Source organism: Cedecea sp. Ae19-4, from assembly GCF_059801165.1.
Map to the genome: position 1 here is coordinate 196,367 of NZ_JBCHWG010000002.1, position 17,843 is coordinate 214,209.

Here is a 17,843-nt window from a genome sequence, read left to right on the forward strand (position 1 = left end):
CATGACGCAACTGACAGAAAACAAAGTGGTGGCAGCACCCAAGCCGATGACGCCTTTCCAGGAGTTCTGGCACTACTTCAAACGCAATAAAGGGGCGGTGATCGGCCTGGTGTACGTCGCCATCATGATCTTCATCGCCGTCTTCGCTAACTTCCTCGCGCCCCACGCGCCAGCGGAGCAGTTCCGCGACGCGCTGCTGCACCCGCCGGTGTGGCAGGAAGGCGGGAGCTGGAGCTACATCCTCGGCACCGACGACGTCGGTCGCGATGTGCTGTCCCGCCTGATGTACGGCGCTCGCCTGTCGCTGCTGGTCGGCTGCCTGGTGGTTGTCCTGTCGCTGGTGATGGGGATTATGCTGGGCCTGGTCGCCGGTTACTTCGGCGGCGTGGTCGACAACATCATCATGCGCGTGGTCGATATCATGCTGGCACTGCCAAGCCTGCTGCTGGCGCTGGTGCTGGTGGCTATCTTCGGCCCGTCCATCGGCAACGCCGCGCTGGCGCTAACCTTCGTCGCGCTGCCGCACTATGTGCGTTTAACGCGTGCTGCGGTGCTGGTGGAAGTTAACCGCGACTACGTGACCGCCTCCCGAGTGGCGGGCGCTGGCCCGGTTCGCCAGATGTTTGTGAATATCTTCCCGAATACCCTTGCGCCGCTGATCGTTCAGGCGTCGCTCGGCTTCTCGAACGCCATTCTCGATATGGCCGCCCTTGGCTTCCTCGGCATGGGCGCGCAGCCGCCAACACCGGAGTGGGGCACCATGCTCGCCGACGTGTTGCAGTTCGCGCAGAGTGCCTGGTGGGTTGTGACCTTCCCAGGGGTTGCGATTCTGCTAACGGTGCTGGCATTTAACCTGATGGGTGACGGTCTGCGTGACGCGCTCGATCCCAAACTGAAGCAGTAAGAGGTTCGAGATGGCGTTATTAAATGTAGATAAATTATCGGTGCATTTCGGCGACGAAGACGCACCGTTCCGTGCCGTGGACCGCATCAGCTATAGCGTGGATCAGGGGCAGGTTGTCGGCATCGTGGGCGAGTCCGGCTCCGGTAAATCCGTCAGCTCGCTGGCGATTATGGGGCTTATTGACTTCCCTGGCCGGGTGATGCCGGAAAAACTGGAATTCAACGGCCGGGATCTGAAGCGCATTTCTGAGAAAGAGCGCCGCAACTTGGTGGGCGCCGAAGTGGCGATGATCTTCCAGGACCCGATGACCAGCCTGAACCCGTGCTACACCGTCGGTTTCCAGATTATGGAAGCCATTAAGGTGCACCAGGGGGGTAACAAGAAAACCCGCCGCCAGCGCGCAATCGACCTGCTGACCCAGGTGGGTATTCCTGACCCGGCTTCACGTCTCGACGTTTACCCGCACCAGCTTTCCGGCGGGATGAGCCAGCGCGTGATGATCGCCATGGCGATCGCCTGCCGTCCTAAGCTGCTGATCGCCGATGAGCCAACCACCGCGCTCGACGTAACTATTCAGGCGCAGATCATCGAGCTGCTGCTGGAGCTGCAGCAAAAAGAGAACATGGCGCTAATCCTGATCACCCATGATCTCGCGCTGGTTGCCGAAGCCGCCCATAAAATCATCGTGATGTACGCAGGCCAGGTTGTGGAAGCGGGTTCGTCCCACGATATCTTCCGCGCGCCGCGCCACCCGTACACCCAGGCTCTGCTCCGTGCGCTGCCGGAATTTGCACAGGATAAAGCGCGTCTGGCCTCGCTGCCGGGCGTAGTGCCGGGCAAATACGACCGCCCGAACGGCTGTCTGCTGAACCCGCGCTGCCCGTATGCGACCGACAAATGTCGCAGCGAAGAGCCAGCGTTAACCCTGCTGGCAGATGGGCGTCAGTCCAAATGCCACTACCCACTCGATGATGCCGGGAGGCCAACCCTATGAGTACCCAACAGGCCGCCGCGCAACCGCTGTTGCAGGCCATCGACCTGAAAAAACATTACCCGGTGAAGAAGGGCTTTTTCGCTCCTGAACGCCTGGTAAAAGCGCTGGACGGCGTAAGCTTTACCCTCGAACGCGGCAAAACGCTGGCGGTCGTCGGTGAATCCGGCTGCGGGAAATCCACCCTCGGCCGCCTGCTGACCATGATCGAAGTGCCGACCGGCGGGGAGCTTTACTACCAGGGCCAGGATCTGCTGATCCCGGACGCCTCGGCGGAAAAGCTGCGCCGGCAGAAAATCCAGATCGTCTTCCAGAACCCCTATGGCTCGCTGAACCCGCGTAAAAAAGTGGGGCAGATCCTGGAAGAGCCGCTGCAAATCAACACCAGCCTGAGCAAAGCCGAGCGCCGCGAAAAAGCGCTGGAGATGATGGCGAAAGTGGGTCTGAAAACCGAGCACTACGACCGCTATCCGCACATGTTCTCCGGCGGCCAGCGCCAGCGTATCGCTATCGCTCGGGGCCTGATGCTTGACCCGGACGTGGTGATTGCCGATGAGCCGGTCTCCGCACTCGACGTGTCGGTGCGTGCTCAGGTACTGAACCTGATGATGGATCTGCAGCAGGATCTGGGGCTGTCCTACGTGTTCATCTCCCACGACCTGTCGGTGGTAGAGCACATCGCCGATGAAGTGATGGTGATGTACCTCGGCCGCTGCGTGGAGAAGGGCAGCAAAGAGCAAATCTTCTCCAACCCGCGCCACCCGTACACCCAGGCGCTGCTGTCCGCCACGCCGCGCCTGAACCCGGACGAACGTCGCGAACGCATCAAGCTGACCGGCGAGCTGCCAAGCCCGCTGAACCCGCCGCCGGGCTGCGCCTTTAACGCCCGCTGCAGCCGTCGCTTCGGGCCATGCACCCAGCTCCAGCCGCAGCTGAAAGACTACGGCAATGGCCAGCTGGTGGCGTGTTTCGCGGTTGACCAGGATGTGAACGGGGAACTGCGTTAATCGTTTTCACCCTCTTCTTAAAAGGAGAGGGTTTTTTCACAACACATTGATTAATTTATTTTTTCCAAGAAAACCTGGCAGACTCCCGTATTATTCCCCCACAGAAACAGTGAAATCATAAATCCTGCATTTATCCCCCGCCGCTGACTGAGTAAATTGTGATCCCTGTCACTCATGCATGTCTCTGCGGAAGCGCAATACTATGTCGAATAATAAAGATAAACCTGCCACATCCCCGTGGATCGCGGTCTTTTCCCTGACCGTGGCCTGCTTTGTCATGGTTACCACCGAGTTTCTCCCCATCGGTTTGCTGACCAACATCGCACCTTCCCTGAATGTTTCCACCGGCACCGCCGGGCTGATGGTGACCATGCCAGGCATTGTTGCCGCCGTCGCGGCCCCGGTGCTGAGCCTGGCTTCCGGCAGCCTCGACCGCCGCCTGCTGATGCTTGGCCTGTCGCTGCTGTTGGTCGTCTCAAACCTGGTGTCCGCCCTGGCCGTTAACTTCCCGATGATGCTGCTGGGCCGCGTACTGCTGGGGATCTCCGTCGGCGGGTTCTGGTCCTTCTCGATGAACTATGGCCGTCACCTTGTGCCGGAAGCGAGTCAGGGACGCGCCGTGGCGCTGATCATTAGCGGCGTGTCCGTCGGCGCGGTGTGCGGCGTCCCCGCCGGGGCATTCATCGGCGACCTGTTCGGCTGGCGTACGGCATTCTTTGCCAGCGCCTGTTTAGCCGCCATCACGCTGCTGGCCCAGTTTCGCCTGCTGACTTCCGTGCCGCCTGGCCGGGCGCTCACCGTTCAGGATTTGCTGTCTCCGCTGCGCCTGCCTATGGCCCGCATTGGGCTTATCGCCATTGTGCTGCTGTTTGTGGGCCATTTCTCGGCTTACACCTATCTGCGTCCGCTGCTGCAGCAGGTCTTTGTGCTCAGCCCGTCGGCGATCACTTTCCAGCTGCTGGCCTACGGCGCAGTTGGCCTGCTGGGTACCTTTATCGGGGAACGCCTGGCGGAGCGCAGCCTGCGCGGGACCTTCATTCTGGCGACGGCGATGCTGGCCATTATCCTGCTCGTCTCCCCACTGCTTAGCGGCCTTGCGGGCGCCACGGTAATGGTGCTGGTGTGGGGCCTGGCCTTTGGGGCCGTGCCGGTCTGCGCGACAAACTGGATGTTTGAAGCGGTGCCGGACGCGCCGGAAGCAGGCCAGGCGCTGATGGTCACGGTGATTCAGGTTGCCCTGGCATCAGGTGCCCTGATCGGCGGTGAAGTCGTAGACTGGCACGGCGTCAGCAGCGCCATGCTGTTTGGCGGGGCGCTGCTGCTCTCGGCCACGCTGGTTTTCGGCCTCTCCTTGCGCAGCCGGATGATTAGCGCTAAACAATGTGGATGATTGTTTACGTGGATAAACAAAACCCTGCCGGAGGCAGGGTTTTTCGTTGAGGACGGCTATGGATCATCACTTACTGGCTATTCGGGTGTTTAATCGCGTGGTGGAAACCGGCGGGTTTACCCGTGCCGCCGACTCTCTGAGTATGCCGAAAGCGACCGTCACTAAACTGATTCAAAATCTTGAAAACCACCTGCAGACCAAGCTGTTTCAGCGCACAACCCGCAGCGTATCGGTCACCAAAGAGGGCGAATGCTACTACCGCCGCACCGTAAAATGGCTGGCCGACCTGGAGCAGATGGAAGGCAGCATGACCGAATCACAAACCGAGCCTCAGGGCGTGCTGCGCGTGGATGTCGGCGGATCTTTCTCTCGCGAGATACTGATTCCCGCGCTGCCGGAATTTCTTGAACGCTACCCGGGTATCTCCATAGATCTTGGCGTCAGCGACCGACAGGTCGATTTAATCAACGACAATGCGGACTGCGTGATACGCAGCGGCCCACTGGTTGATTCCACGCTGATTGCCCGCCGCCTGTTTACTATGGACTGGGTTACCTGCGCCACGCCGGACTACTTTCAGCGCTACGGCACGCCTTCCCGGCCCGAAGAACTTGAACAGGGATACCCGCTGGCGCATTACCGCCACGCGCGCAATGACCGCATCTCTCCGCTGCGCTTTGTCGATCGGGGAAAAACCATCGAGATGCAGCACCGCTATCAGATTAGCGTCAACGAAAGTAACGCCCATCTCGCCATCGCGCTTTCCGGGGCGGCCTTAACCCAGGTCGTTCGCTTTGCCGCCCAGCCGTATCTCGACAGCGGGAGGCTAGTCAGCGTGCTTGAGGCTTACCCACCGCCGCCGGAACAGATGTACCTGGTTTATCCTTCCAACCGCCACCTTAGCGCCAGGCTGCGGGTATTTATTGAATGGGCCGTGGCGCGGTTTGCCTGACCGGTGTAAAGACGCCACCTCACTTTTCCCCGCATAAAAATATGTTACTCTCCGCAGGGTTAACCCTCTGGAGACGGCTATGAACGGCAAGGCAGCGCGCCCTACGATAAGCGATGTCGCGAAAGCGGCGAAGACCGGGAAGACCAGCGTTTCCCGCTACCTTAACGGTGAGCAGAACGCGCTGTCTGATGACCTTCGTGGGCGCATTGAGCGCGCCATTGCCGAACTCGACTACCGCCCAAGCCAGATGGCGCGAGGCCTGAAAAGAGGCCGCACCCGCCTTATCGGGCTGATCATTGCCGACATCACCAATCCTTATTCCGTCGACGTGCTGAGCGGTATAGAAGCCGCTTGCCGCGAGAAAGGCTTTACGCCGCTGGTGTGTAACACCAACAACGAAGTCGATCAGGAACTGCACTACCTCGACCTGCTGCGCAGCTATCAGGTTGAGGGGATTGTAGTCAATGCGGTTGGGATGCGTGAAGAGGGGCTCAACCGCCTGCAACAGTCCGCCCTGCCGATGGTGCTTATCGACCGCAAAATCCCGGACTTTGCCTGTGACATGGTCGGGCTGGATAACATTCAGGCCGCAACAACCGCCACCGAACACCTCATCGAGCAGGGCTTCGAAGCTCTCCTTTTCCTGAGCGAACCGCTTGGCATGGTGAACACCCGCCATGAGCGGTTGCGAGCATTTCGCAGCACTTTAGGCCGTCATTCCGGCATAATTGCCGAAAATGCCGAAACACCGCTGCATGAAGCAGAACGAATAGACAACACGCTTCGCGAGTTCCACTCCCGCCACCGCGGTATGCGTAAAGCGGTGATCTCCGCCAACGGCGCGCTAACGCTGCAGGTTGCCCGCGCAATGCGCCGCCTCGGCCTGAGCTGGGGCAGCGATATCGGGCTGTTGGGGTTTGATGAGCTGGAGTGGGCGGAACTTGCCGGCGTCGGCATCACCACCCTGAAGCAACCTACCTGGCAGATAGGCTACGCCGCGCTGGAGCAAGTTGTGAGGCGCATTGAAGGCACCGCTGAAACCGTACGTGAACAGCTATTCTCCGGCGAGCTTATCGTGCGAGGCTCCACCTCCCGCTAAATCTTTTGTTCGTGATGGCGCTCAAAAATTGGCAAGCAGGGTCTTTTCTTTGGAACCGGTTCCATCTAGCGTAAATAACATTAGTCGTTCGTTGTTATCGCCTGGAGACCACCATGCCGCGAAAAATTATTGTCGTCACCGCCGCCTACGGCCACGACCGCCTTGCCGCCCTCGGTGGCCAACAGGCGGTGCTGCCGATCATTGCTGAAGCGGGGGCCGACGGCGTAGAAATCCGCCGCGAACTGTTCACCGCCACACAGCTGGATTTTCTGTCGACCGTGGCCGGAGAAATTACCCAGCACGGGCTTGAGGCCTGCTATTCCGCGCCGGAGCCGCTGTTCACGGGCGACGGCAAGCTAAACTCGCTGATCCCTTCACTTCTGCAGGAGGCCCACCAGCTAAATGCCCGCTGGCTGAAGCTCTCTCTCGGGCAGTTCAACACCGCCCAGGCATTCGACACGCTAAAACAGTGGCTCAGCGAAAGCCCCGTGGCGCTGGTGGTGGAAAACGACCAAACCGACAGCGGCAAACTTGCGCCAATGCAGCGCTTCCAGGCCGCCTGTGGCGTTCACAACCTGCCGGTGACGCTCACCTTCGATATGGCCAACTGGCTGTGGGTGGACGACTCTCCACAGCAGGCCGCCCGCACGCTGGCACCTTCCGTGAGCTATATCCACGTCAAAACAGCGGTCGCCCAGCATAACCGCTACCGCGCTGTGGCGCTGGATGATGCCAGTTCAGACTGGAAAGGGCTGCTGAATATGCTGCCGCCAGATGCCCCACGCGGCATTGAGTTTCCGCTGGAAGGGCGAGACCTGGTCGCAGTTACCCGGCATTACGTCAATCTTTTACGCGAGGAATAACCATGCATCAGCTGGATGTCATCACGATAGGTGAAGCGATGGCGATGTTTGTCGCCAGCGAAACCGGCGACCTTGCCGCCGCCGAACATTTTGTGAAACGCGCGGCTGGCGCGGAGTTAAATGTCGCCACGGGGCTGGCTCGCCTGGGCCTGAAGGTGGGCTGGGTAAGCCGCGTAGGCAACGACTCTTTTGGCCGCTACGTGCTGCAACAGCTGGCGAAAGAAAACATCGACAGCCGCGGAGTGACGGTCGATGAGCAGTACCGCACCGGTTTTCAGCTCAAATCCAAAGTCGAAGATGGAACCGATCCCATTGTGGAGTATTTCCGTAAAGACTCCGCCGCAAGCCACTTATCTGTGGCCGATTTCAACGAGGAGTACTTCCTCTCGGCTCGCCATCTGCACCTGAGCGGCGTGGCGGCGGCACTCTCTGACACGTCTCTTGCGCTGCTGAGCCACGCGGCCAACACGATGAAACAGCAGGGCAAAACGCTTTCCTTCGATCCGAATCTGCGCCCGGTGCTGTGGCGCAGCGAAGCCGCAATGGTGAAACAGCTTAACCAGCTGGCATTCCAGGCCGACTGGGTGCTGCCCGGCGTAAAAGAAGGCATTGTGCTGACAGGTCAAAACACACCTGAAGGGATCGCCGATTTTTATCTGCATCAGGGCGTGAAGGTCGTGGTGCTAAAAACCGGCGCAGACGGCGCCTGGTATAAAACCGCAGACGGCGAGAAAGGCGCCGTGGCGGCGGTAAAAGTGGAAAACGTAGTGGACACCGTGGGGGCCGGAGACGGCTTTGCGGTCGGGGTGATCAGCGCCCTGCTGGAAGGGAAATCTTTGCATCAGGCAGTCAGCCGGGGCAACAAAATCGGCTCACTGGCGATACAGGTCATCGGTGACAGCGAAGGGCTACCGACCCGAAGCGCACTGGGCGAATAACGCCAAATCCATCGCTCTGTCCCCTACAAACAAAGCGATACGGTTAACCTCAAGATAGAGGCACTCTCATGAAAAACCAGACAATCGCGCCAAAGCGCTGGTGGTACATCATGCCTATCGTGTTTATCACGTATAGCCTGGCTTACCTCGACCGCGCCAATTTCAGCTTCGCTTCCGCCGCAGGCATCAACGACGACCTCGGCATCACCAAAGGCATTTCATCGCTGCTGGGGGCGCTGTTTTTCCTCGGCTACTTCTTCTTCCAGATCCCCGGGGCGATGTACGCCGAGCGCCGCAGCGTGCGTAAGCTTATCTTCGTCTGCCTGATTCTGTGGGGCGGCTGCGCCTCGCTGACCGGCGTGGTGAGCAACATTCCAATGCTGGCCGCCATCCGCTTTGTCCTCGGCGTGGTGGAAGCGGCGGTGATGCCAGCGATGCTGATTTACATCAGCAACTGGTTTACCAAATCCGAACGCTCCCGCGCCAATACCTTTCTGATCCTCGGCAACCCGGTCACCGTGCTGTGGATGTCGGTCGTTTCCGGCTACCTGATTCAGGCCTTCGGCTGGCGTGAGATGTTTATCATCGAAGGGATCCCGGCGGTTATCTGGGCGTTTGCCTGGTGGATGCTGGTAAAAGATAAACCTGCCCAGGTGGGCTGGCTGTCCGACAGTGAAAAATCGGCCCTGCAGGCGCAGTTACAGAAAGAGCAGGAAGGCATCAAAGCCGTGCGTAACTACAGTGAAGCCTTCCGGTCACGTAACGTGGTTATTCTGTGTATGCAGTATTTTGCCTGGAGCATCGGGGTGTACGGTTTCGTGCTGTGGCTGCCATCGATTATCCGCAGCGCGGGCGCGTCAGGCATGGGAATGGTAGAAGTCGGCTGGCTCTCTTCCGTGCCTTATCTGGCCGCGACCATCGCGATGATCGCCGTCTCATGGGCGTCGGACAAAATGCAAAATCGGAAGCTGTTCGTCTGGCCACTGCTGCTGATTGGTGCCCTGGCGTTCCTCGGCTCATGGCTGGTCGGTGCCAACCATTTCTGGGTGTCCTATACGCTGCTGGTGATTGCCGGGGCCGCGATGTACGCCCCTTATGGCCCCTTCTTCGCCATTATCCCGGAGATGCTGCCGAAGAACGTTGCCGGCGGCGCGATGGCCTTAATCAACAGCATGGGCGCGCTGGGCTCCTTCGTCGGCTCCTGGTTTGTGGGCTACCTGAACGGTGCCACCGGCAGCCCGGCAGCGTCCTATGTCTTTATGGGGCTGGCGCTGCTCGCCTCGGTATGGCTTACTCTGATTGTGAAGCCCGCTAATCATCAACAAATCCCGTCCGGCGCACATCACGCCTGACTCCGCGCCGGGCGCTCTGTCGCCCGGTTCGCGTTTAACCGAAAACGGAGAATCTCATGAAGCCGTCCGTCATCCTCTACAAGGCACTGCCTGACAATCTGCTGTCCCGGCTTGAAAGCCACTTTACCGTCACCCAGCTTGACGATATCAGCCCGGAAACCGTGCAAGCGAACGCAGCGCTGTTTGCCAATGCGGAAGGTATCCTCGGCTCTGGCGGCAAGGTCGACGCAGCGTTTCTCGCGCATACGCCAAAGCTGCGGGCAGCTTCTACCGTTTCTGTCGGCTACGATAACTTCAATGTGGACGCCCTGAACGAACGCGGCGTTGTGCTGATGCACACCCCGACGGTGCTGACCGAAACCGTCGCCGATACCGCCATGGCGCTGATCCTGTCCAGCGCACGCCGCGTGGTGGAAGTCGCCGAGCGCGTGAAGGTCGGCGAATGGCAAAGCAGTATTGGTGCTGACTGGTTTGGTATCGACGTGCATCATAAAACGCTCGGTATTCTGGGCATGGGGCGCATCGGCCTGGCGCTGGCACAGCGCGCGCACTTCGGCTTCAGTATGCCAATTCTGTACAACGCCCGCCGCCATCATAAGGAAGCGGAAGAGCGCTTTAACGCCCGCTACTGCGACCTGGACACCCTACTGGCAGAGTCTGACTTCGTTTGTATTCTGCTGCCGCTCAGCGACGAAACCCGCCACCTGATTGGCGCAGAACAAATGGCGAAAATGAAGTCTTCCGCCATTTTAATCAACGTCGGCCGCGGCCCGGTGGTGGACGAGAAAGCGCTGATTCAGGCGCTGGAAGAGGGAAAAATTCACGCCGCCGGACTGGATGTCTTCGAACAAGAACCCCTGCCGCTGGAGTCCCCGCTGCTCGGCATGCCGAATGTGGTGGCCTTGCCGCACATCGGTTCCGCCACCCATGAAACCCGCTACGGCATGGCAGAATGCGCGGTGGAAAACCTGATTACCGCGTTAACCGGCAGGGTGGAAGTGAACTGCGTGAATCCGCAGGTACTGAAATAGCTTTTCCGGCGGGCCAGAAAAAAGCTAGCCCGTCGAATAAATGACGTTATGCCGGTATGAGGCTGCCTCGGTCTTATACCGCATGATCATTTCCTGCATTTATGTTTGCTCGCATATAAATATAATTATTTTATCAATAATCCACGGCAGATTCCCCTGCACCTCACCATCTTAAGTATCTGGCAACGATATAAATCATAAATATGGCGAAAACACCAACAGGCCAGATGGGGCCATCAGGAAAAAAATAGACCCAGAGAATAGCGAACAAGGCCGTTGATGCTGTTGGAATACAGGGAAAAAATAAAGATCTAAAAAGTCGTTTAAAAAATCGTTTAATCACATTCATCATAGTTATCGAATAGCAAGGTAAAATACAATATAATTTACCATTTCAAGTAACGAACAGTTATATAAACCATAAGTATAAAGAAAACACCAACAGGCCAGATAGGGCCATCAGGAAAAAAATAGACAAGAACCACGGCAAACAAGAATGTTGCCGCTGTTGGGATGTACGGAGAGAATAAAGATTTTAAAAATCGCTTAAGAAGTCTTTTTATAATATTCATCATAGTTATCGAACCATGCTAGTGATAATGTCGATAATTTCGTCATCTGATGTCCAAACTACATCTCGTGCACGAGAATATTGAAACAATGGCTCAATCAGAAAGTACATCATCTCCAGATCTTGCGCGTATAGCGCTGAATAGTAACCTGGATAAGCGGCACGAAGCCGATGGGCGCTTTCTGCTGCTCTCTGGACGACACCATACATAGTCGCACCCATCGCCACTCTATTTGCTGTATGCCCAGCAAATATACTCACACCTTGTCTTGCGCCCATTCCAAAAGCAACTGTGCTCGCAACCATTAATGCGAGTCCGTGGCTGGTAAGTGTGTTGGACGCAATACGGGCATTTACAGCCATCAGTTTTTTCTGGATGTATTGTAATTGCTCAGATGTCCTAAATTTAATAAGATTAACAAAATAAATTTCCAACATATCACCAATGACGCCACCATTCTTTAACAGATAAATAACACCCTTAGTAAATCTGATATCTTCAGTTTTTTGCTGCTGGCACACATCCTGGTATTCTTCAGTAAAGCAGGATGTGTAATACAAAGCCCGCGTTGCCCCCGCGCCAATGGTTTCAATCTGATGTGAGACTGCTTTCCGAACCCCAATGACTGCACGATCAAGCTTTTGAGCAAGAATTTTATTTGACTGCAGATAACTAATAACGTCATTTCTGTAAAACATACATAGCCGCTCCGTGCTAATTATTAAGTCCGTTTTAAAAGGGTATATTTTAAAATCCGGCAAGTAAATAAAAAGCGTTTATTAAATAACCCAGCCGGCCATCCTTTTATCGAGAATATCAGCCATAAAAAAGCGGAGTCGCCGTGAAGCGCTCCGCTTTTTCTTAGAGCATAAAACTTACTGCGTAGCAGCCTGCGCTGCGGCCCAGGCCTGAGTAAATGCCTGGTGCTGAGCGGACAGCGGGCCAATCAGCGAGTTGTACTGGCTTGCCTGCTGGGAAGTCGGGAACTGAATCCCGCCGTTAGCAAAGCCAACTTGCGTTCCCTGCTGAGCGATAAAATCACCCACCTGCACCAGCTGCTGGGTCAGGGTCTGCGCGGCTGGGATCAACGGCGCCATGGCGTTCGCCGGGCCGGTGACGACTTTCTGGTAAACCTGATAGTAAACGGTTTTCAGATCGTCAGGCTGCTTCAGCGCTGCAAGCGCACCGTCGGCCTGCATCTTGGCATTCTGAACCTGCTGACCCAAAACGTTCAGCGAACCGTTAGCCTGGCGCAGCGCGTCGCGCTGGGTCATGTAATCCTGCGGAGCGCGGATGCTGTTCACGCTATCCACAACCGGCTTCATGCCTTCGTCCATGGCCTGGCTAACCTGCTGGGAGAAGCCGTACAGAATGGCGTAGTCAGAGACCAGCGGGCCAAACTGTTTTTTCTGATCGGACGTCAGCGTCGGCAGGCGGTCGCCGCTACGCATAGCCGTGTTTTGCAGAAAATCGATGAACGCCTTACGCTGATCGCCTTCTTTATCGAAGCAACCACTCAGGCTCACCACCATTAATAACGCCGCCAGCGGCGCAAACCAGCGAGACCAGGACTTACCTGTCGCCATCATTTCTACTCCTGTCACCAATGCACTACCTGGCAAATTGCCACCCAATAACGATGCTAAGAATAGTCCAACCGCCCTTCGCAAGATACCCTTTCGCAACAATCTCTTTCCGCTCTGAGCAAGCTTTGCCTCTCTGCCTGAACTTTGGCAAGGCACTGGCTGAGGAATAACAAAGACCTTCTACTTAGCAAGGTTTAGTCATGCAGAGTAAATAATAAAGCGGCCGCTAATCTGGCCGCTTATGCAAACACATCCTCGTCCAGGACCACTATCAGAAACTGTAGCTGGCGCTGACAAAACTCAGCGTGGCCACTTTCTTTGCAACAATTGGGCTGTCGGCGGCATCACCCACTAAGGCGGTGACTCCCGCCCCCGCCTGTAGCGCAATATTTTGGGTCCATTCATAATTTAGCGCTGCGGTCAGCGTGACATCCTTAAAACCACTGCCTGGTCGCCAGGTAGAAAAGGCCGTGCGCTGCGCCTGCTCGGGAGTCACGCCAAAATAGCCGCGTTGATAGCCGCTGTTTGCCCATGTTGTGGAGAGATTTGTTTGCAGAGAGAACTGATCGTTAAGAGGCGTTACGGTGCCAACCCCCAGTTCAGCCAGTAAAGTGCGGCCTAAATCCTCTCCGCCATAATGCCTTTTCTTCGTCGCCTGCAGCACCTTTACATAGCTGCGGAAGGGATCCAACAGATAGCTTAGCTCCACGCCCGCCTGCAAAGCGCCCCCCAGGTCGCCCATGCCCTTAAGCGTTCTGTCTTTGCCATCAAGCGTATTAATAACTTCATCCCGGCCTGAGTCATAATCAAGCAAGAGCGCCACGCCAAAAGGCTCATCCAGCGGCAGCGCCCAACTAAGGCCATTATTCCCAAGACTCACGCTGCCCCAACTTCCGTGACTGTAGCCGATGCTCAAATCGTAAAGCGCCGTTGGCCGGTATTTATCCGCCCCCTGATAAGCCGGGGCAAACGCGACGCCGCCGCCAACGGTTAAATAAGCTTTTCCATCTTCAGCCTGGGCTAATACAGGAAATAAAAGGGATAAAGCAAATGCCGAGATTGCCAGAGATTTTTTCAAAATTAAGTTCCTTTATTTAAAACCACGGTTAGGTATTAAGGAATTGAAATCATTGAATTAATGGTAAATGTTAAAAACATATCTTTTTATATTCAGATACCGCAAAATACAACGTATAGCACCGACAGTGAAACGCAGGATAAATAAACGACAGCAAAACAAAATACACAATTAATTCATTAGACATCTAATTAATAACGGCCGTTCTAATTTTATTTAGTTTTGTACCGCATCAGCGGATGAGTTATTTTTTAATGTGAGTACATTAGGCATGTCCAGCAAAATTTTATCTTTGCCCGCTGCGGCCAACACCTCTGCTCCAGGCATGATGTCATAAACCGCATAACTATTTACATATTTATACTAAAAGCCTGCATCTATGACTTTTCAAGCACTTACTTCGACTGCGTATTCAGCTGAAACGCATAAGCATTTTTTGCAGCACGTTTAGCCACTAGCGTGATCCCACGCACGCTTTAAATCCAGCTACAGTTAATAGGCTTCTTTGCGTTCACGTTCTCGCTGTGTGATTTATGAGGAGTTCTCAATGGAATATAAAGATCCAATGATTGAGCTGCTTAGCAGTCTTGAGCAGATTGTTTTTAAAGATAATCAGGCCGTTAGCCTGAGTCAGAAACCCAGCGCCTTCTCGGAGTTTGAGCAGCTACGTAAAAGTACCGGACTAAAAATCGATGATTTTGCTCAGGTGATGGGGGTCAGCGTAACGATGGTGCAGGAATGGGAGTCCAGACGACTCAAACCCTCCATCACCGAACTGAAATTAATGCGTCTGATTCAGGCCAACCCAGGCCTTAGTAAACAGTTAATCAGTTAGAAAACCGCTGTACCGCAAGAAAACAACCCCGCCATGACGCGGGGTTTGTCATTAATAAGCCACCGTCTTAGCTCCTGTCTCTGGCAACATCGTGGGTACTAAAGAAAATCAGCGCCTGCTGCCAAAATCACTGTCCTCGCTCACCCCGTGAATCATCCGGGTTACCTCTTCGCAACGATGAATTTTTCCAGCCAGTAAGGTAAATCGGGCAAACACTTCGAATTCACTCCATTGAGCCTCATTTTTCTCGACCTTTACATAGTGCTGCGTAAATACGGTGTCTCCTTCCCCAACGGCGGCCTTAACTGTCAGATGCATTTTTTGGGTCTGCACTTTTAGCGCGCTCATATGATTAATGAAGTCATTATAGCTCAGTGATTTGCCATCGACGATTTGCCGGTAATCCGCAGCAAAGTACTGTGCAATTTTTTGTTCATCATGCTCGGGGCTACAAATAATTTCCTGTAATGCGTCAATGACGCTCTGGCTTTGCGATTTCATAGAAAACTCCTTTTGTTGGAGCCCCCAGTCTACAAAGCATTAATAACTGGATAATATCCGTATCAAGACAACTTTTACGGTTAATCAGCCATATGATAAAAACACAAAAAATTGATTATTTGCGTCAACACTCAACGCCCTGGCACAAACATACCTCGGGACAGCTTTATTGGCTTGAGCAGGGCGTGATGGTGATTGAAACGCTACAGGCGCAGTGGCACGTTACCGCCGGCACGCTGGGTTGGTTTCCCACCGGAATAGAGCACCGGGCCTGGTTTCCGGGCAACGTCAAAGGAAGCAGCCTTTATCTCTCTGCAGCCTCCTGCACCTTATTCCCACCTGAACCGGGGATTTATGGGGTCGACCATTTTGTGTTTGCGCTGCTGGCGCGTTTAGAACTTAATGTTAACCAACCCCTGTCATCTGATTATTTATGTAGCCTTCTCACGCTCTTGAGCCATGAAATAAAGCAGCTCCCACAATGGCCTCTCGAGCTCACTTTGCCTTCGGATCGCCGGGCGCGTAACGTTGCAGAGGAATTATTGAGACATCCCGCCACCAGGCTCGATCAGGCGCAGCTTGCTCAGCAATGGGGACTAAGCGTCAGAAATCTCAGCCGTTTATTCAATCAGCAAACCGGGTTAAGTTTCAGCCAGTGGCGGCAACAGGCGAAAATAGTGTCCTCACTCCAGTGGATAATTTCGGGTTTACCCATCAGTGAAGTCGCCGAGCGAAGCGGCTACAGCAATATCAGCGCTTACATAGAGGCGTTTCGGTTGAGATTTGGCAAGACGCCCGGACAATTTAAAGTGTCATCCTGCCAGCCGTCAGCAGGATGAATCATGCCTATTCGCGGAGGGTGGAATCGGAAGTCCTGTACCTTCGGAACCCTCCCGGAGTCTCTTCGCTCAGCACTGGCAATGAAAAAAATCAGAACGTTTCCCAGTTTGCATCAGAGGCTGAGGCCATTTGCGGTTTCAACGTCGCTGGCTGCGGGCGAAGTTTTTCCTGCACCGCCTCCACACGGCGTCCGCCGGATTGCTGGAGCTGGAAAACCGCCACCGCCAGGCGTAGCTCGCTCGCCTGGTCTTCCAAAGCCGCAGCGGCAGAAGCGGACTCTTCCACCAGCGAGGCGTTCTGCTGGGTCACGCTATCCATCTCAGATACCGCCTGCGCCACCTGTTCAATGCCTTTGCTTTGCTCTTCAGAGGCCGACGCAATTTCGCCCATGATGTCAGTCACGCGAGTGACCGCCGAGACGATCTCTTTCATGGTCGCGCCCGCCTCTCGCACCTGGCTGGAGCCGGTATCAATGCGCGACACCGAGTTTTCAATCAGCACTTTAATCTCTTTCGCCGCCTGTGCGCTGCGGCTAGCCAGCGTTCTGACTTCTCCCGCAACCACGGCAAATCCACGCCCTTGCTCACCCGCACGCGCAGCTTCTACCGCGGCGTTCAGCGCCAGAATGTTGGTCTGGAAAGCAATGCTGTCGATAACGCTGGTGATATCCACGATTTTGCCAGAGCTTTCGGCGATTTCGTTCATGGTGCTGACCACGCTATCCACCACGCGCCCGCCTTTTTGCGCGGTTTCGGAGGCGTTTTTCGCCAGACCGGTGGCCTGACGAGCGTTATCGGTGTTCTGTTTCACGGTCGCGGTCAGTTGCTCCATGCTGGCCGCCGTCTCCTCCAGCGCCGCCGCCTGCTGCTCGGTGCGGGAGGAAAGATCGCTGCTGCCGGCAGAGATTTCGCTGGCACCGGTGTAAATAGAATCCGCATTGTCACGCACCACGCTCACGGTCTTCGCCAGCGATTGCTGCATGGATTTAAGTCCGGCAGACAGGCGGCTCATTTCGCTGCGCCCTTCGGCGTCGATCGTACGAGTTAAATCCCCCTCAGAGATCGCCTGGATATGCCCCATTACGTTTTTCAGCGGGCGCAGCAGCACGCGCTGCAGCCCCAGCCAGATAACCACCAGCGCCGCGATGACAATCAGTAAAATGGTGCCCAGCGTCCAGAGCATACCGGTATAGCTGCTTTGGTTCTCCGCGCTGGCGGCCTTCAACAGCCGGGTGTTCTGAGTCAGCCACTGGCCGTAAACGGCTTTGAAATCGTCCTGAGCCTGCTGGGCGTCGAGGTTGCCATAAGCCTGGTAGTTATCGGCCTTCAGGAACTGAATAGACTGGGCCATGACGTCGTGCATTTGCTTGAAGCTGGCCGCCGCTTTGTCGTCGAGGGCTTTATCCTGACCCGGCACATCGTCGGAATCCATGTAGCTGGAGAACTGCTTTTGCGCGTCGACCAGCAGCACACCGGCATTCGTTAGTAGCTTGTTCATCGCCTCCAGCGAGGCAGGATCGCGCTGATTTTTCAGCACACGAATCGCCACGCGGTTGATGGTGACGCGAGTTTCAACCAGCGTCTGGAAGCTGCCGCCCAGCTGCTGCTGCTGGTAGTTCAGCAGGCCGGTATTCTGGAAGTTAAGGCGATCGCTGCTGACGGAGGAGTAGTACAGAGCCCCGGTCACCAGCAAGAGCACGCTGAAGATCCCCAGCGTAGTGACAATTCCGGTGATAACTTTGATATTTTTCATAGCGCCCAACGTTCCTGAGGTAATGGCCGATATGAGATATATCGGTTCGGCGCAGATTTCCCTTACCGCCTGTGACGCGACTTTTTGTTAATCCATTGATATTTGAAAGTAAAAAAATTAATAAAAAAACCCGCCGAAGCGGGTTTTGGGAT

At 55.5% G+C, this 17,843-nt stretch carries 17 protein-coding genes; 12 read left to right on the forward strand and 5 right to left on the reverse strand.

The window, feature by feature from the left end; translation table 11 throughout:
- The first annotated feature begins 1 nt into the window (after position 1).
- The 10 genes from dppC (at position 2) to ghrB (ending at position 10,527) form a co-directional block, all read left to right on the forward strand.
- On the forward strand, positions 2 to 904 hold the full coding sequence (gene dppC, locus AAIE02_RS13700) for a dipeptide ABC transporter permease DppC (protein ID WP_498532770.1): 903 nt from the start codon (positions 2 to 4) through the stop codon (positions 902 to 904).
- A 10-nt stretch (positions 905 to 914) separates the two neighbouring features.
- Positions 915 to 1,898, forward strand: coding sequence for a dipeptide ABC transporter ATP-binding protein (dppD, locus tag AAIE02_RS13705; protein WP_008457613.1), 984 nt, complete (start codon positions 915 to 917; stop codon positions 1,896 to 1,898).
- Positions 1,895 to 2,902 carry a dipeptide ABC transporter ATP-binding subunit DppF gene (dppF, locus tag AAIE02_RS13710; protein ID WP_008457615.1) on the forward strand — a complete coding sequence of 336 codons (1,008 nt, stop codon included), beginning with the start codon at positions 1,895 to 1,897 and terminating at the stop codon, positions 2,900 to 2,902. Before dppD ends, dppF begins: the two co-directional genes overlap by 4 nt.
- Before the next feature lie 202 nt (positions 2,903 to 3,104).
- Complete coding sequence (locus AAIE02_RS13715; RefSeq protein WP_498532771.1) at positions 3,105 to 4,292, forward strand: MFS transporter; 1,188 nt, start codon at positions 3,105 to 3,107, stop codon at positions 4,290 to 4,292.
- Between the two features lie 58 nt (positions 4,293 to 4,350).
- On the forward strand, positions 4,351 to 5,244 hold the full coding sequence (locus AAIE02_RS13720) for a LysR family transcriptional regulator (protein ID WP_498532772.1): 894 nt from the start codon (positions 4,351 to 4,353) through the stop codon (positions 5,242 to 5,244).
- Positions 5,245 to 5,323: 79 nt separating this feature from the next.
- Positions 5,324 to 6,343 (forward strand): substrate-binding domain-containing protein, encoded by a 1,020-nt coding sequence (locus AAIE02_RS13725; protein WP_166994876.1) that lies wholly within the window; start codon positions 5,324 to 5,326, stop codon positions 6,341 to 6,343.
- Between the two features lie 113 nt (positions 6,344 to 6,456).
- Positions 6,457 to 7,206 carry a sugar phosphate isomerase/epimerase family protein gene (locus AAIE02_RS13730; RefSeq protein ID WP_336819334.1) on the forward strand — a complete coding sequence of 250 codons (750 nt, stop codon included), beginning with the start codon at positions 6,457 to 6,459 and terminating at the stop codon, positions 7,204 to 7,206.
- A gap of 2 nt (positions 7,207 to 7,208) precedes the next feature.
- Entirely contained in the window at positions 7,209 to 8,144 is a 936-nt protein-coding gene (locus AAIE02_RS13735) for a PfkB family carbohydrate kinase (protein ID WP_166994877.1), read from the forward strand.
- Between the two features lie 68 nt (positions 8,145 to 8,212).
- Positions 8,213 to 9,496 carry an MFS transporter gene (locus AAIE02_RS13740; RefSeq protein WP_008457627.1) on the forward strand — a complete coding sequence of 428 codons (1,284 nt, stop codon included), beginning with the start codon at positions 8,213 to 8,215 and terminating at the stop codon, positions 9,494 to 9,496.
- A gap of 56 nt (positions 9,497 to 9,552) precedes the next feature.
- Complete coding sequence (gene ghrB / locus AAIE02_RS13745) at positions 9,553 to 10,527, forward strand: glyoxylate/hydroxypyruvate reductase GhrB (RefSeq protein ID WP_336983236.1); 975 nt, start codon at positions 9,553 to 9,555, stop codon at positions 10,525 to 10,527.
- A gap of 577 nt (positions 10,528 to 11,104) precedes the next feature.
- Here the strand turns inward: ghrB and AAIE02_RS13750 are convergent.
- The 3 genes from AAIE02_RS13750 to AAIE02_RS13760 all read right to left on the reverse strand — a co-directional run bounded on the left by AAIE02_RS13750 (position 11,105) and on the right by AAIE02_RS13760 (position 13,763).
- The gene (locus AAIE02_RS13750) at positions 11,105 to 11,797 is read right to left on the reverse strand and encodes a hypothetical protein (protein WP_008457632.1); all 693 of its coding nucleotides are present in this window, start codon (positions 11,795 to 11,797) and stop codon (positions 11,105 to 11,107) included.
- A 177-nt stretch (positions 11,798 to 11,974) separates the two neighbouring features.
- The gene (locus AAIE02_RS13755; RefSeq protein WP_312745393.1) at positions 11,975 to 12,685 is read right to left on the reverse strand and encodes a DUF3053 domain-containing protein; all 711 of its coding nucleotides are present in this window, start codon (positions 12,683 to 12,685) and stop codon (positions 11,975 to 11,977) included.
- A 271-nt stretch (positions 12,686 to 12,956) separates the two neighbouring features.
- Positions 12,957 to 13,763 (reverse strand): MipA/OmpV family protein, encoded by an 807-nt coding sequence (locus tag AAIE02_RS13760; protein WP_494494211.1) that lies wholly within the window; start codon positions 13,761 to 13,763, stop codon positions 12,957 to 12,959.
- A 547-nt stretch (positions 13,764 to 14,310) separates the two neighbouring features.
- On the opposite strand from AAIE02_RS13760, the gene AAIE02_RS13765 reads away from it, so the two are divergent.
- Complete coding sequence (locus tag AAIE02_RS13765; RefSeq protein WP_008457638.1) at positions 14,311 to 14,598, forward strand: HTH-type transcriptional regulator; 288 nt, start codon at positions 14,311 to 14,313, stop codon at positions 14,596 to 14,598.
- Positions 14,599 to 14,706: 108 nt separating this feature from the next.
- Here AAIE02_RS13765 and AAIE02_RS13770 read toward each other — a convergent pair whose 3' ends face one another.
- Positions 14,707 to 15,099, reverse strand: coding sequence for a nuclear transport factor 2 family protein (locus AAIE02_RS13770; protein WP_498532773.1), 393 nt, complete (start codon positions 15,097 to 15,099; stop codon positions 14,707 to 14,709).
- A gap of 92 nt (positions 15,100 to 15,191) precedes the next feature.
- Between AAIE02_RS13770 and AAIE02_RS13775 the strand changes: the two genes are divergently transcribed.
- A complete protein-coding gene (locus AAIE02_RS13775) occupies positions 15,192 to 15,938 on the forward strand; it encodes an AraC family transcriptional regulator (protein ID WP_498532774.1) in 747 nt (248 codons plus the stop codon).
- A gap of 91 nt (positions 15,939 to 16,029) precedes the next feature.
- Here the strand turns inward: AAIE02_RS13775 and tcp are convergent, their stop codons facing one another.
- Positions 16,030 to 17,691, reverse strand: a complete 1,662-nt coding sequence (gene tcp, locus AAIE02_RS13780; RefSeq protein ID WP_498532775.1) for a methyl-accepting chemotaxis citrate transducer — start codon at positions 17,689 to 17,691, stop codon at positions 16,030 to 16,032.
- Positions 17,692 to 17,843 lie beyond the last annotated feature (152 nt).